Here is a 15325-nt window from a genome sequence, read left to right on the forward strand (position 1 = left end):
TAGAGGAGCACATCGCATGCACTGGTCCCCACGCTGGCTCGCCGTCGGCGCGGTCGGCGCGTTGGTGGTCGGCCTCGCCGCACCGGCGTCCGCCGACCCGCCCGCCCGGCCTACCGGCCCGAAATCGGGCACGCCCGCCCCGGGCGCCGCGCCCGTTCGCATCACCCTGATCACCGGCGACCAGGTCGACCTGGTGCAGGCTGCGCCCGGCCGGGTCACCGCCACCGTCCGCCCCGGCCCTGGCCGGAACCGGATCACCTTCCAGACCGTCGAGGTCGACGGCGGGGTGCTGGTGCTGCCGAGCGACGTCGTGCCGTACCTCTCCGCGGGGGTGCTCGACCCCGACCTGTTCGACGTGCAGGAGCTGGCCGCTGACGGGTACGGCGACGGTGCGCAGGGCGCGTTGCCGCTGATCGTCCGCTATCAGGAGCCGGCCGCCGGGCGGGTCAGGGCGCTTGCCGGCGCAACCGACACGCGACCGTTGGAGAGCATCAACGGCGCCGCGCTACGGGTCGGCAAGGGTGACCTCGGTGGTCTGTGGACGTCGCTGCGGGGCACGCCTGGGCAGCGTGTGGCCGCCGGCTCGTCGGCCACGCTCGGCGCCGGTGTCGCCCGGATCTGGCTGGACGGGAAGGTCCGCCCGACGCTGGAGCACAGCGTGCCGCACATCGGTGCCCCGATCGCCTGGGCGGCCGGTCGGGACGGTACCGGCGTGAAGGTTGCGGTGCTCGACACCGGCGTCGACGCCACCCACTCCGACCTGGCCGGCCGGATCGCCGAGGCGCAGGACTTCTCCAGCAGCGGCAGCGCCCGCGACGGGCATGGCCACGGCACCCACGTGGCGGCGACCATCGCCGGCAGCGGCGCCGCGTCCAACGGGCTGCGTAAGGGAGTCGCCCCGGGCGCGCAGTTGCTGATCGGCAAGGTGCTCGACGACGGTGGCTCCGGCTACAGCTCGTCCATCATCGAGGGCATGGAGTGGGCCGCCCGCGCCGGCGCGAAGGTGGTCAGCATGAGCCTCGGTGGCTCCGCGACCGACGGCACCGATCCGATGAGCCTGGCGGTCAACGAACTGACCGCCGAGACCGGCGCCCTCTTCGTGGTCGCCGCCGGCAACGAGGGCGCGGCGCGTACCGTCGGTGCACCGGGCGCGGCTGCCGCCGCGCTCACCGTCGGCGCGGTGGACCGCAACGACAACCTGGCGGAGTTCTCCAGCCGGGGCCCGCGCCTCGGCGACAACGGACTGAAGCCGGAAATCACCGCGCCGGGCGTCGGCATCGTCGCCGCGCGGGCCGCGGGCACCACCATGGGTACGCCGGTGGGCGACGCCTACACGACCGCGTCCGGCACGTCGATGGCCACCCCGCACGTGGCCGGCGCGGCGGCGATCCTCGCCCAGGAACACCCGGACTGGGCCGCCGGGAAGCTCAAAAACGCGCTGGTCAGCACAACGAAGGCGAACCCGGCCCTGACCGTCTTCGAACAGGGCGCTGGCCGGGTCGACGTGGCCCGGGCACTTGGCCAGCGGGTGTACGGGTCGGGCACCGCCGACTTCGGCCGGCTCAGCGCCGGTGCGGCGACGGCCGAGCGAACCGTGACGTACACCAACGGCACTTCGGCCTCGCAGACCCTGCGGCTGGCCCTGGAGCTGCGCAACCTGGACACCCGCAGGGCCGAGACCGACGGGGTCTCGGTGGGCGGCGCGGAGGTGACCGTGCCGGCCGGCGGCAGCGTCGCCGTTCCGCTACGTGCGGACCCGGCGAAGTTGGACCGCGGCCTGCACAGCGGGTGGTTGGTGGCCACCGGCGCGGACGGTGTCGCGGTGCGCACCGCGGTCGCGCTCACCCTCAGCGGCCCGCTGCACACCGTGACCGTGCGGGCGCTGGACATGCAGGGGCAGCCGGGTGTCGCGTCGGTGCTCACCCTCTTCGGCGAGCAGCCCGAGTCCGACTGGCTCGGCTGGGTCGCCGGCGAGGTTCACGTGCAGGTCGAGGAGGGCCCGTACCTGGTCCAGGCGTTGATCGAGCACGGCGCTCCGCTGGACGAGCAGATCACCCTGGTCACCGACCCGGAGCTGATGGTCGACCGGGACGTCACCGTGGTGCTCGACCCGCGCAAGGGCACCCCGGTGCGGATCGAGACGCCGAAGCCCTCCGAGCAGCGGTCGACGATCAGTTTCTACGAGCACCGGGTCTTCGGAAACGGCCGACAGGTCGACCACGGCGTGATGACCTACAGCACTGTTCAGCAGGTCAACGTCACGCCGACCCGACCGGTGCGTCAGGGCGAGTTCGAATTCGCCTCGCGTTGGCAGCTCGTCGCACCCATGGTGGACGCGAAGATCAGCGGAGTGTCCGGTTCGCTGGACATCAACCTGATGGGCACGTCGCCGGCGCCGACCGGTCGGCGGAAGCTGCCGCTGGTCTGGGCCGGCACCGGGACCCCCGCCGAGCTGACCCGGGTGCGGGACGCCGCCGCGCTGCTGACCGCCGACCCGGACCGCTCGGAGGACGAGCAGGTCGCCGCCGCCGCGGCCGCTGGCGCCGCCGAGGTGCTGATCGTCCGGCCGGCGGACTTCAGCGCGTGGACGGTGTGGCGCCCGACCGGAGACCGGCTTCCGATCCCGTCGATGGTGGTCGCGTACGACGACGGGCAGCGGTTGATCGCAGCGGCCAGGAAGGGCCGGGCGACGTTGGACCTGACGTTGACCGTGGACAGCCCCTACCTCTACGACGTGTGGCAGGTGTCGAAGGGACGGGTGCCGGAACGCGTCGTGCACACCGTGACCGCGAAGAACACCGCCGAGGTGACCGCGAGCTACGGTGACACGGGCGCCGGCTGGGCCACCGAGCAGCGGTTCGGCTGGCGTCCGTGGCAGGAGTACTCCTGGAACGACGACCAGCGGTTGGTCCGCAACGGCACCACCCGTCAGGAGCTCGTCAGCGCCGGGGACAACTGGTGGCAGCACCGGGTGTTGCACAAGTCGACGTTCAAGCAGTGGGGGCAGCTGACCGGCGGCCTGATCCAGGAGCCCCGGCGGTACGCCGCCGACGACCGGGAGACCGAGACCTGGCACGCGCCGGTGGTCCGCCCGGCCGTGCCGGCCAGCGGGGCGTCGGTGCCCACGCGGACTGGTGACGAGCTGGACCTGCGGGTGCCCGAGTTCGTGGACGCCGACGGCCACTACAGCGTGCGCGGCGACAGTGAGGAGTCGGACACCGTCGAGGCTCGGGTCAGTCGGAACGGGAAGCAGATCGCCGACCTGTCCAGCGGGTGGGCGCCGGTGCCGAGCATCCCGGGGTCGGCCCGGTACCGGCTGGACCTGACCACGCAGCGATCCTCGGCCGAGTGGCGCTACGCCACCCGTACCGACACGGCCTGGGAGTTCACCTCGGCCCGACCGGCGGGCGACGCCGCCGAGCCGTTGTCGCTGTTGCAGGTGGACTACCGGGTGCCGGTCGACCTGCTCGGCACGGTACGCGGCAACCACCCGCACCAGCTGGGGCTGACCCTGCGTCAGCCGGCCGGCGTGTCCGCGCCGACCGGCACCAGCGTCCGCGTGCAGGTCTCCTTCGACGGAGGCGTGACCTGGCGCAACGCGCAGACCTCGGGGTCGGGCACCCGGTACACCGCGACCGTGCCCGCCGGGCGCGGAACGGTATCGCTGCGGGTGCACGCCGCCGACCGGGCCGGGAACACCATCGACCAGACGGTGCTCCAGGCGTACGGGCTGCGCTGACCTGGGCAGGCGGGGCGGCCAGGCCGTCCCGCCCGCCCCGGTAGGGTCCCCCGTCGGCCGACGGGGGACCTTTCGGCGTCAGAGCCAGCCGCGTCGGGCGACCTGGAACGCCAGCCCGGGCCGGGTGTCCACGCCCGCGACGTCCATCAGGTCGGCGATCCGCCGTTGCACGGTCCGCCGGCTCACGCCGAACTGAGAGGCGATGGACTTGTCCGGTACGCCCGCCACGAACAGCGACAGCAGCCGCGCCTCGTCGGCGTCCGGCTGGTAACCGTCGCCCGGATGGCCCTCGGGGTCCGGCCGCCGGCCCTCGGCCGCCGCAACGACGCCGGCGTCGTCGAGTCGCAGCCGGGTGGCCACCCGCCAGTGACTTTCGAAGAGGGCGAGCAGCGCGTCGAGCAGTTGACTGCGGCCGATCACGGCGGCGCTCGGTTCACCGCCGTCGCGGTCCGCCACCAACGGGCAGATGGCGGTGCGGGCGTCCACGATGGCCAGTCGGACCGGCAGCCGGTCCAGGACCCGGGCCTGCTCGCCTGCGGCGACCCCCTTGGCCAGGTCGGCCAGGGCGCCTGGTTCCAGCAGCAGGTCACGCTCGTAGATGGCCCGGTAGCTCACCCCGCGGGCCAGAGCGTCGAACTCCTCGACGTTCTCCGGGCCGGCCATGGCGAGGGGGTTCGCCCGGCAGAACCAGAGCACCTCGGTACGCGCCGCATTCTGCAGATCGCGGAGGCGGTCCCGGAGCACCCGGGCGCCGGTGATCACCTCGACGAGGTGGTCGACGTGCTGCCTTCGCAGCCCGGACCGATACTCCTCGGCCAGTTGGGTGACCCGTCGGCGGGCCGCCTCCAGGTCCTCCTGCCGACGCAGCAGCGTCCCGCCGAGGGCGACGTCCGGGGCGGTCGGGCGCAGCGGCGCGTCCGGGTCGGTGTCGGTGGGCTGCACTAGGCCCTTGCTACGCAGCGCCTCGACCTGGGCGACGACCTGCTCGCGAGGCCGGTGCAGACGACGGACCAACTCGTCGATGCGGGCCGTGGTGAGCTGGAGCAGGCAGCGGTAGAGCTCCTCCTCAGCCGAGGTCAGGCCGATCACGTCCAACACGGGGCAGAACTGTACGTCGGCCGGGTGCCGGACGCACCCGGGCCCGTCGGCTGGTCAACTGTCGGGCCTCGCGTCTACTGTCGGTGGCTGTGCTGGAAGAGCTGCGCATCACCGGACTGGGCGTCATCGACGACACCACGCTGCCGTTGACCGGCGGGATGAACGTCATCACCGGCGAGACCGGTGCCGGCAAGACGATGGTGGTCACCGGCCTCGGCCTGCTCTTCGGCGGCCGGGCCGACGCCGGGAGGGTCCGCGCCCAACCCGGCCGGGCGGTGGTGGAGGGGCGGCTGCGCCTGTCCGGGCGGGTCGCCGACGCGGTGCACGCCCGGATCACCGAGGCCGGTGGCGAGCCCGACGAGGACGGCACGGTGCTGCTGAGCCGCACGGTGACGGTGGAGGGGCGGTCACGCGCCCACGTCGGCGGCCGGAGCATGCCGGTGTCGATGCTCGGTGAGGTCGGCGAGCAGGCGGTCGCCGTGCACGGCCAGTCCGACCAGCTGCGGCTGCTGCGTCCGGCCGAGCAGCGGGCCGCACTCGACCGGTTCGCCGGCCCGGCCCACGAGAAGCTGCTCGACGCGCTTCGTGAGGCGTACACCGGGTGGCGGCGGGTGGTCGACGACCTGGCGGACCGGCGGCGCAACGCCCGCGAACGCAGCCAGGAGGCCGACCTGCTGCGGCTCGGCCTCGACGAGATCACCCGGGTCGATCCGCAGCCCGGTGAGGACGACGAGCTGAAGACCGAGGCGCAGCGGCTGGAACACGCCGAGGGCCTGCGTACGGCCGCGCAGATCGCCCAGCAGTGCGTGGCGGGCGGCGCGGAGGCCGCCGACGAGGCGCCCGACGCCGCGGTGCTGCTCGGCACCGCCCGTCGGACACTGGAGGCGCAGGCCGGCACCGATCCGGCGCTGGGTGAGCTGGCGGCCCGCCTGGAGGAGGCGGCCACGCTGGTCACCGACGTGTCGGCGGAGCTGTCGTCGTATCTGGCGGGGCTCGACGCGGACCCGGCCCGGTTGCAGCATGTCTACGAGCGGCGGGCGGCGCTGCGCGCCCTGACCCGCAAGTACGCCGACGACGTCGACGGGGTGATCGCCTGGGCCGATCGGGCTCGCACCCGACTGTCGGACCTGGACATGTCCGACGATCTGCTCGACGAGTTGGAGCGGGAGGGCCAGCGGCTCGCCGTCGAGGTGGCCGACCTGGCCGGGCGGGTGTCCGCCTCCCGGCAGGAGGCGGCGATCCGGTTCGCCGACCAGGTCACCGTCGAGCTGGCCGGGTTGGCCATGCCACACGCGCGGATCGAGGTGGCGGTGCTGCCCCGCCCGGCCGGGCGCGCCGAGCCGACGCTGTCGGTCAACGGCGTCGAGGTGGGCGTCACCCCCGACGGTGGTGACGAGGTGGAGCTGCGGTTGCTGGCCCACCCGGGCGCGCCGTCGTTGCCGTTGCAACGCGGCGCCTCCGGTGGTGAGTTGTCCCGGGTGATGCTCGCCATCGAGGTGGTCTTCGCCGGCTCGGGCGGCCCGCCCACGTTGGTTTTCGACGAGGTCGACGCGGGGGTCGGCGGTCAGGCGGCGGTGGAGATCGGCCGGCGGTTGGCTCGGCTGGCCCGCAGCCACCAGGTGCTGGTCGTCACACACCTGCCGCAGGTGGCCGCGTTCGCCGACCGGCATCTGGTGGTGGCGAAGGACACTGGTGGCGCGGTGACGACCAGCGGGGTGCGGGTCGTGGAGGACACCGAGCGGGCCCGGGAGTTGGCCCGGATGCTGGCAGGTTTGCCCGATTCGGATCTGGGTATCGCCCACGCCGAGGAGCTTCTGGCAGTGGCCGCCAAGGAAAGGCGGTTGTGACGCCGCGTATTGTGAGCGCAAGCACATCGGCTTGTGCCGACGTGTGCTTCCCTGGGTAGGCGGCCCTGCTCAGGCATGTCGCGACAGAAAAGCCTGCCTCACATGCCAGGATGGTCACGATGCGTCTACCCACGTTGCGCCGGAATCGAAACTCCGAACCGGGCAGAGTCCTCGGCACCGCGCGCCTTGATCGCCGGACAAAACGCCTGGTCGGTCGGCTGCGCCCTGGTGACATCGCGGTCATCGACCACGTCGACCTGGACCGGGTGGCGGCCGACTCGCTGGTCGCTGTCGGTGTCGCGGCCGTGCTCAATGCCAAGCCGTCGGTCTCCGGCCGTTACCCGAACCTCGGCCCGGAGGTGTTGATCGCCGCCGGCATTCCGCTCCTCGACGACCTGGGGGAGGGCGTCTTCGAGCAGCTCCGCGAGGGCGACCGTGTGCGCATCGAGGGCAACACGGTCTTCGCCGGTGACGAGCCGGTGGCCCACGGCAGCCTGCAGGACGCCGAGTCGGTCGCCAAGGCGATGGCCGACGCCCGGGAGGGTCTGTCGGTGCAGTTGGAGGCGTTCGCCGCCAACACGATGGACTACCTCCGTCAAGAGCGCGACCTGCTGCTCGACGGTGTGGGCGTGCCGGACATCGAGACCCAGATGCAGGGTCGGCACTGCCTGATCGTGGTGCGCGGCTACGACTACAAGGCCGACCTGGACGTGCTGCGCCCGTACATCCGGGAGTTCAAGCCGGTGCTCATCGGCGTCGACGGCGGCGCGGACGCGCTGGTCGAGGCCGGGTACACCCCTGACCTGATCATCGGTGACATGGATTCGGTCACCGACGACGTGCTGCGCTGCGGCGCTGAGGTGATCGTGCACGCATACCCGGACGGGCGGGCGCCCGGTTTGCCCCGGGTCAACGGCCTCGGTGTGCCGGCGGTTCTCTTCCCGGCCGCGGCGACCAGCGAGGATCTGGCCATGCTGCTCGCCGACGAAAAGGGCGCCTCGCTGCTGGTCGCGGTCGGCACCCACGCCACGCTGGTCGAGTTCCTCGACAAGGGCCGCGGCGGGATGGCCTCGACGTTCCTGACCCGCCTGAAGGTCGGCGGCAAGCTGGTTGATGCCAAGGGTGTGAGCCGGCTCTACCGGCAGAGCATCTCCGGTTCGTCGCTGTTGTTGCTGGTGTTGTCGGCGATCGCGGCGATGGCGTCCGCGGTGGCCGTTTCGACCGTCGGGAAGGCGTACCTGGGCGTGGTCGCCGAATGGTGGGACAATTTCGTGTTCCAGCTGTACCGGCTCTTCTAGTTCCCGACCGATCAAGAGGCTGCAAGCGTGATCAACTTCCGCTACCACGTGGTGTCCCTCACCGCGGTCTTCCTGGCTCTGGCGATCGGCCTGGTGGTCGGCACAGCCGCCCTCAACGGCCCGGTCGCCGACTCGCTTCAGGGGCAGGTCACCGGGCTGCGCAAGGACAACCAGAATTGGCGCCAGCAGGTCAGCAACATGGAGAAGCAACTCGCGCTGGAAGAGGAATTCGCCGAGGCGACCTCCCAGCTCCTCCTGCCCAACACCCTCACCGGGCGCCGTGTGCTGGTGCTCAGCCTGCCCAACGGGCGCGACCACACCGAGGGCGTGCTCAAGAAGCTCCAGCGCGCCGGGGCGACCATCACCGGCCGGGTCGAGCTGCAGGACAAGTTCATCAACCCGGACAACAACTCCAACCTGCTGGAGTTGGCCGTCACCGCCGCCCGCCCGACGGCGCAGACCACCGGCCTGCCGGGCAACGGGCACGGCGTGGAGACCTCCAGTGCCATGCTGGCCAGCGTCCTGCTGGACCGGGCCCAGGGCACCGAGCCGGTCAGCGACGCCGATCGGCGGGCGGTGCTCGCCGCGTACAACAACGCCGGCTACCTGACCACCGACAACAACAAGGTCACCGGCTCGGCTGAGGCGATCGTCGTGGTCAGCGGTCAGCCGTACGTCGACAAGGACTCCGAGAAGCGGGACGAGTCGGTCGTCAAGATCGCCGAGCAGTTCGACCGCACCGCAGCGATCGTGGTGGCCGGCAACGGCTCCGTCGGTGGCAACCTGGTGTCCGTGGTCCGCGGTGACCCGGTGCTCGCCCAGACCATCTCCACGGTCGACAACGCCAACACCGTGCAGGGCCAGCTGGTCGCCACCCTCGCCCTGGTGCAGCAGCTCACCGAGAAGAAGGCCGGTCAATACGGCGTCGGCGACAACGCCGCCTCCGGCCTGTTGCCTAGACTGCCCCAGTGAGCGAACGACGTACTCCCGTGTCCGGATCCAACAAGGCGGCGCGTGAGCGAGCGCAGCGAACGAACCTGAGGCACAGCGAGGTGGCGGCGTGAGGGCGCTGAGCCGGCTGCTGATCGCGGGCGCCGGTGCCGCAGCCGCCCGGTACGCGCTGCGTGAGGCTCGTACCTCCCCTGCCGGTCCGGCGCTGGAGCGCACCAACTTCCGTGGCCGGACGGTGACCCTGGCCGCCGGGCCGGCGCTCGCCGTCGGTGCGAGTGCGGCCGGCGCGTTCGGTGCCACCAGTGCCGCCTCCGGTGGCGCGGCCCTGGTCGCCGGCCTCGGCGCTGGCGGCGTCGGGCTGTACGACGACGTGGTCGGCGCTCGGCCGGAGCAGAAGACGGCCAAGGGCTTCGCCGGCCACCTCGCCGCGCTGCGCGAAGGGCGGGTCACCGCCGGCCTGGTCAAGGTCGTCGGGGTGGGCGCCGCCGGGCTGGGCGCCGCCGCGCTGCTCGCCGCCGATCCCCGGGTCGCCGCGCACCCGCGCCGCCAGCGGCACGGCGTGTTCGGCCGTGGCGTCGACGTGCTGCTCGGCGCCGGGGTGATCGCCGGCACGGCCAACCTGATCAACCTGCTCGACCTGCGGCCCGGCCGGGCCATCAAGGCTGGCCTGCTGATGGGCGCGCCGCTGACCGGCGGCCCGCACGGCGGGATCGCCGCCGGTGCGGCCGGCGCCGCCGCCGGCCTGCTCCGCGACGACCTGTCCGAGGACGTGATGCTCGGCGACAGCGGCGCGAACGCGCTCGGGGCGCTGCTCGGCGTCGCGCTCGCCGCCCGGACCGGCCCGCTCGGCCGGGCCGGTCTGCTCGCGGTGCTCGCCGGCCTCACCGCCGCCAGCGAGAAGGTCAGCTTCACCTCCGTGATCCAGCGGACCCCGGGGCTACGGGAGCTTGACGCACTGGGCCGGCGCGCCGACTGACGTGACCAGACCGGCACCCCTCGCCGGCGCCGGCCGGCTGGCCGGGGCAGCCGCGCTCATCGCCGTCCTCACCGTGGCCAGCCGCCTCGCCGGTTTCGGCCGTACCGCCGTGTTCACCTGGAGCCTGGCACCCACCGACCTCGGCGGCGCCTACGTGGTGGCCAACGCGGTGCCGAACTTCATTTTCGAGATCGTCGCCGGGGGAGCGCTGGCCAGCCTCGTCGTACCGCTGCTGGCCGGTGCGGTCGCGGCCGGCGACCGGGCGGCCGTCGCCCGGACCACCGGCGCCCTGCTGACCTGGACGCTGGCCCTACTGGTCCCGCTCGCGCTGCTCGTGGTGCTGTTCGCGGGGCCGGTGGTCGAGTCGCTGGGCTACCACCTGACCACCGCCCAGCAGCAGAGCGGCGTCCGAATGCTGCGGGTCTTCGCGCCGCAACTACCGCTGTACGGGGTCGGCATCGTGCTCACCGGGGTGCTCCAGGCGCACCGCCGCTTCGCCTGGCCGGTGCTCGCCCCGTTGCTGTCCAGTCTCACCGTCATCGTCGTCTACCTCGGCTTCACCGCCACGCAGGGTCGGTACGCCACCGTCGGCGGGGTCAGCCCCGGCGGCGAGTTGCTGCTCTCCGCCGGCACCACCCTCGGCGTGGTGGTGCTGTCGTTGTCGTTACTGATCCCGGTCCGCCAGCTGCGCCTGGGGTTGCGGCCCGGGTTCGGATTCCCCGCCGACGCGCGGGCCCGGGTCGGCGGGTTGGCGGTGGCCGGCGCGGTCACCGTCACCACCCAGCAGATCGCCCTGATCGTCAGCCTGAACCAGGTCACCGCCGGTGCGCGGAGCAACCCGGGCGTCTACAACCTGGCGCAGAGCATCTACCTGCTGCCGTGGGCGGTGCTGGCGGTGCCGTTGGCCATCGCGGCCTACCCGACCCTGGCGGCGGCCCGGGCCGCCGCCGACGAGGACACCTACCGGGCGACCCTGGCACCGGCCGTTCGCGGGGTGCTCCTGTTCAGTTGCCTCGGCACAGCCGCGTTGATCGGGACGGCGGGCCCGGTGGGGCACTTCTTCTTCCCCGCGTCCACGGCCTCGACCGCCGCCGCCGCGATCATCGGATACGCCCCGGGTCTGGTCGGCTACGGCCTCTTCGCGCTGCTCACCCGTGCCCTCTATGCCCGGGGCGAGACCCGGGCGGCGACGGCCGCCACCGCCGTCGGCTTCCTGGTGGTGCCAGCCGTCGTCCTGCTGTTCGGTGCGCTGCTGCCGTTGCGGGACCGGGTGCTCGCGGTAACGTCCGCCAACTCGGTGGGGATGCTGGTGCTCGGGGCGTTGCTGCTCCTGGCGGTGCTGCGCAGCGCCGGCCGTCCCGCACTGGCCGGCGCGGCACGGGCCGGGGCGGCCGGTGGCCTCGCCGGTGTGCTCGCCGCGCTCGCCGGGTTGGGCCTCACCCGATGGCTTGACACGCCGGGCGGCGGCACCCCGACGATGGCGGCGGCACTCGGTCAGGGCATGCTGTCCGGGGTTCTGGTCGGGGTTGTGTTCCTCGCCGTGGTCTGGTTCGTCGACCGGCGGGACGTACAGCCACTGCTCGCCGGGGTGCTGCGGCGTCTGGGCCGGCGGGGGCCACGGGGCCCCGGTGGTGCGTCGACGCCGGACGCGGTTCCGCCAGAGCGGGGCGACGGGAAGGAGACGGCAACCCGATGAGTGAGCCAGCTCTGCCTGCCGGCTGGTCGGGCACCGTCGCGTTGGTGCTCGCGTCCAGCACCGGCGGGGTCGGCCAGCACGTCCGCTCGGTGGCACGTGGCCTCGTCGCGGGCGGCGCCACCGTCCTGGTCTGCGGGCCCGCGGCGACCCAGGAACAGTTCGACTTCACCGGTGTCGGTGCGCGTTTCGAGCCGGTGGAGATCCCGGCCAGCCCGACCCCGGCCGACGCCCGGGCGGTGCTCGCCCTGCGGCGGGTGCTCACCGCCGCCCGGGTCGATGTGGTGCACGCCCACGGCCTGCGTGCCGGGTTGGTCGCCGTGTTGGCCCGTCCCGCCGCCCCGCTGATCGTCACCTGGCACAACGCGGTGCTCGCGGGCGGGTTGCGCGGCGGGGTGTCCCGACTCGTCGAACGGATGGTGGCCCGGGGTGCCCGGGTGGCCCTCGGCGCCTCCACGGACCTGGTGCAACGGGCCGCCGCGTTGGGTGCCGCCGACGCCCGGCTCGCCCCGGTCGCCGCACCGACGCTGCCCACGCCGCGTCGACGCCCGGCAGCGGTACGCGCCGAGTTCGGGGTCCGCCCGGACCAGCCGTTGATCGTCTCGGTTGGTCGGCTGCACCCGCAGAAGCGGTACGACGTGCTGATCGACGCGGCGGCCCGCTGGCGTACGCGTACCCCGCCGCCGGTCGTGGTGATCGCGGGCAGCGGGCCGGCCTATCTGCCGCTGGCTGCCCGGACCTCCGCGGCCCGCGCGCCGGTGACCCTGCTGGGGCACCGCACCGACGTGGCCGACCTGCTCGCCGGCGCCGACCTCGCGGTGGTGACCAGCGACTGGGAGGCCCGGCAGCTGTTCGCCCAGGAGGCGCTGCGCGCTGGCGTACCGCTTGTCGCCACCGCGGTCGGCGGGCTGCCGGAGCTGGTCGGCGACGCTGCCACGCTGGTCCCCGCCGGTGATGTGGACGCGGTCGACACGGCGGTGCGCGCGCTGCTGGACGACCCGGTGGCTCGGGCCGAGTTGGGCCGGCGCGGTGCCGAACGGGCGGCGACGTGGCCGACCGAGACGGACACCGTCGCCGCGCTGGTCGCCCTTTACGCCGAGCTGGCCGCGGACCCCACCGGTCCGGCGGCCGGCCCAGGCTCCGACGCCCCGAGAACGGGACACCGGTGATGCTGCGCCGAATCGCTCCGGCCCTGTTGACCGTGCTCGTGGTGGCGCTGGGCGTCACCGCGCTCGCCGCCCGCCCACCCCAGGGCATCCCGCAACGCACCGCCGACTTCGTGGTGCTCGCCGGGGTCGCCGGGCTGCGGTGGGAGGACGTGGGTCCGCAGAGCACCCCGACGTTGTGGCGGATGGCCCAGGAGGGGTCGATCGGCTCGCTGTCGGTGCGCTCCGCGCACCGACCCACCTGCCCGGTGGACGGCTGGCTGACCCTGGGGGCGGGCAGCTTCGCCGCGTGGAACGGCAGCCGGGCGGCCGGTGGCTGTCCAGCGACCGGGGTGGCCGTGGAGCAACCGGACGGCATCGGCGCGAACCTGCCCGACCAGGAGAGCGTGGTCCAGTACAACCAGCAGCGCCTGCCCTGGGGTGCCGTGCCCGGATCGCTGTCGGAGTCGGTGCGTTGCTCCGTCGCCGTGGGCCCGGGTGCGGCGGTGGCCGCCGCCCGACCGTTCGGCCGCGTCGACCGGTACGCCTCGGCGTTGCCGGCTGATCCCCGGGTGCTGCTCGGCTCGTGCGTGCTGAGCATCGTCGACCTCGGAACGGTCGCGGGGACAGATCCGGCGACCCGCGCCGAGGAGGCCCGAGCGGCGGACGCCCAGCTGGCCCGGGTGCTGGCCGCCCGGCCACCTCGGTCGTTGGTGCTGGTCGCGGGGATCTCCGACACCGACCAGACGTCGCGGCTGCACGTGGCGGTGGCCGACGGGCCGGGCTGGGAGCGGGGGTGGCTCACCTCGGCCAGCACCGGCCGGGACGGATACCTGCAACTCGTCGACCTGGCGCCGACCGCGCTGGCGGCACTGGGCCGGCCGATGCCGGAGCGACTCTTCCTCGGGCGTCCGGCGATCAGCAGCGGCGGCCGTCCGGCCGACCTGGTCAACGCGATCAACGTCCCGGCGGACGCCGATCGGGAGGCGGCCGCCCAGCGGAACGTCTCCGGCCGGTTCTTCACGCTGCTCGCCGGTGTGCAGGTGCTGCTGGCGCTCGCCATGCTGCCGCTGCTGCGCCGGGCCCGCCCGCACGCCGGGCCCAGCGGCCCGACCCCCGTCTCCGGGCGGATCGTGGCAGTGGTGGAGCTGCTGCTGGTCGCCGCGGCGCTGACGGTGCCGGCGGCGCTGCTGGCCGACGCGGTGCCCTGGTGGCGCGGCGAGCACCCTGGGTGGATCTTCGCCGGGATCACCGCGCTGCTGGTGGCCGCCGGCACCACGGCGGTGCGGTTCGCCCCCGGGTACGCGGGCAGCCTCGGCCCGGTCGGCGCGGTGGCCGGTCTCACCACACTTGTCGTCGGGCTGGACGTGCTCACCGGGGCCAGCCTCCAGCTCAACGGCGTGGTCGGCTACTCCGCGTTGCAGGGTGGCCGATACGCCGGGCTGAGCACGGTGGGGCTGGGAGTGTTCCTCGCCGGCGCGTTGCTCACCGGGGGCTGGCTCGCGCAACGGGTGCACCGTGGCTGGCGGCCGGCGGTGATGGTGGCCGTGGGTGGCCTCGCCGTGGTGGTGGTCGGCAGCCCGTATCTGGGTGCCGACCAGGTCGGCGCGATCGCGCTCACCGCCGGGGTGAGCGTCGCCGCCGTGATCAGCGCCGGCGGCTGGTTGACGATCACCCGGCTGGCCTGGGCCACCATGGCCGCTCTGGCGGTCGGCATCGGCTTCGCCGTGGTGGACCTGCGCCGTCCGCCGGTGGAGCGGGGCAGCCTGGGTCGGTTCCTCTCCGCGCTCGGCGACGGCACCGGCGGGTTCACGGTGCACCGATCCAGCACGGAGAATTTCGAGACGTTGGTCAACAGCCCGCTGACCGTGCTGGCGCTGGCCGGTGGGTTGCTGGTGTGGTTCGCCCTGTTGCAGCCGTGGGGCGGGCTGATGCGGCTGTTCGGCATCTACCCGGCGGTCCGGGCCGCGTTGGCCGGCACCGTGGTCGCCGCGGTGATCGGTGGTGTGCTCGACGGCGCGGCGCTGGACGTGCTGGGTGCTGCCGCCGCGCTGGTGGTGCCGCTGGCCGCCCTGGCGTCGCTGCGGGTGCTCGGGCACGCCGCCGACCGGACCCGCCCGGTCCCGGGCCGCTTCCGCGCGGACGGCGCCGACGACGACTCGGGGTCCGGCGGGATCGGCCCGGCCGGTGGGGGTGGCGGCCCGACCGGCGGTGGTGGGCCTCTGGGGGCGGTCCATCCGCGTCCGATCAGTGGTCCGCCCGCGAGCGCACCCGCGCCGGTCGCGCCGCCCGCGGACCCCTCCGCTGGCGCCGACGACCCGGCGGAGCCGACCGCGAGCGGGTCGACGCCCGATGCCGCGCCGACGGTGGTCGTACCGCCCCGGCAGGTCACCCGGTCATCGACCGAGGTTGCCGCGTCCTGAGCGCCGGGCCTCGTCCGGATGACCCGGAGGTGCCGCAGGCGGGGTGCGGCCTGCGGGTACCCACCCGGGAGGTGTTACCGTCGAATCCCGTGGATCGCGTGATCACTTAGCTGATCAAGCACGGCGGTCTGCATGACCGCCGACAGACGACACGG

The 15325-nt window shown here is 73.7% G+C and carries 9 protein-coding genes; 8 read left to right on the forward strand and 1 reads right to left on the reverse strand.

Annotated elements, in window-relative coordinates; genetic code table 11:
• The first annotated feature begins 16 nt into the window (after positions 1-16).
• Entirely contained in the window at positions 17-3739 is a 3723-nt protein-coding gene (locus tag OG811_RS22340) for a S8 family serine peptidase (protein WP_406068423.1), read from the forward strand.
• 78 nt (positions 3740-3817) lie between these two features.
• Here the strand turns inward: OG811_RS22340 and OG811_RS22345 are convergent, their stop codons facing one another.
• Positions 3818-4837, reverse strand: coding sequence for a TrmB family transcriptional regulator (locus OG811_RS22345; protein WP_406068424.1), 1020 nt, complete (start codon positions 4835-4837; stop codon positions 3818-3820).
• An 89-nt stretch (positions 4838-4926) separates the two neighbouring features.
• Between OG811_RS22345 and recN the strand changes: the two genes are divergently transcribed.
• The 7 genes from recN to OG811_RS22380 all read left to right on the forward strand — a co-directional run bounded on the left by recN (position 4927) and on the right by OG811_RS22380 (position 15170).
• Positions 4927-6684 carry a DNA repair protein RecN gene (gene recN / locus OG811_RS22350; protein ID WP_406075863.1) on the forward strand — a complete coding sequence of 586 codons (1758 nt, stop codon included), beginning with the start codon at positions 4927-4929 and terminating at the stop codon, positions 6682-6684.
• Between the two features lie 119 nt (positions 6685-6803).
• Positions 6804-7982 carry a putative cytokinetic ring protein SteA gene (gene steA / locus OG811_RS22355; protein ID WP_406068426.1) on the forward strand — a complete coding sequence of 393 codons (1179 nt, stop codon included), beginning with the start codon at positions 6804-6806 and terminating at the stop codon, positions 7980-7982.
• Positions 7983-8009: 27 nt separating this feature from the next.
• Complete coding sequence (locus OG811_RS22360) at positions 8010-8954, forward strand: copper transporter (protein ID WP_406068427.1); 945 nt, start codon at positions 8010-8012, stop codon at positions 8952-8954.
• Between the two features lie 88 nt (positions 8955-9042).
• On the forward strand, positions 9043-9909 hold the full coding sequence (locus OG811_RS22365) for a hypothetical protein (protein WP_406068429.1): 867 nt from the start codon (positions 9043-9045) through the stop codon (positions 9907-9909).
• 1 nt (position 9910) lies between these two features.
• Positions 9911-11605 (forward strand): murein biosynthesis integral membrane protein MurJ, encoded by a 1695-nt coding sequence (gene murJ, locus OG811_RS22370; RefSeq protein ID WP_406068430.1) that lies wholly within the window; start codon positions 9911-9913, stop codon positions 11603-11605.
• A complete protein-coding gene (locus tag OG811_RS22375) occupies positions 11602-12771 on the forward strand; it encodes a glycosyltransferase family 4 protein (protein WP_406068432.1) in 1170 nt (389 codons plus the stop codon). The genes murJ and OG811_RS22375 overlap by 4 nt, the downstream gene beginning before the upstream one ends.
• On the forward strand, positions 12771-15170 hold the full coding sequence (locus tag OG811_RS22380) for a hypothetical protein (RefSeq protein WP_406068434.1): 2400 nt from the start codon (positions 12771-12773) through the stop codon (positions 15168-15170). The genes OG811_RS22375 and OG811_RS22380 overlap by 1 nt, the downstream gene beginning before the upstream one ends.
• The last annotated feature ends 155 nt before the right edge of the window (positions 15171-15325 follow it).

The organism is Micromonospora sp. NBC_01638, from assembly GCF_045209745.1.
GTDB lineage: Bacteria > Actinomycetota > Actinomycetes > Mycobacteriales > Micromonosporaceae > Micromonospora.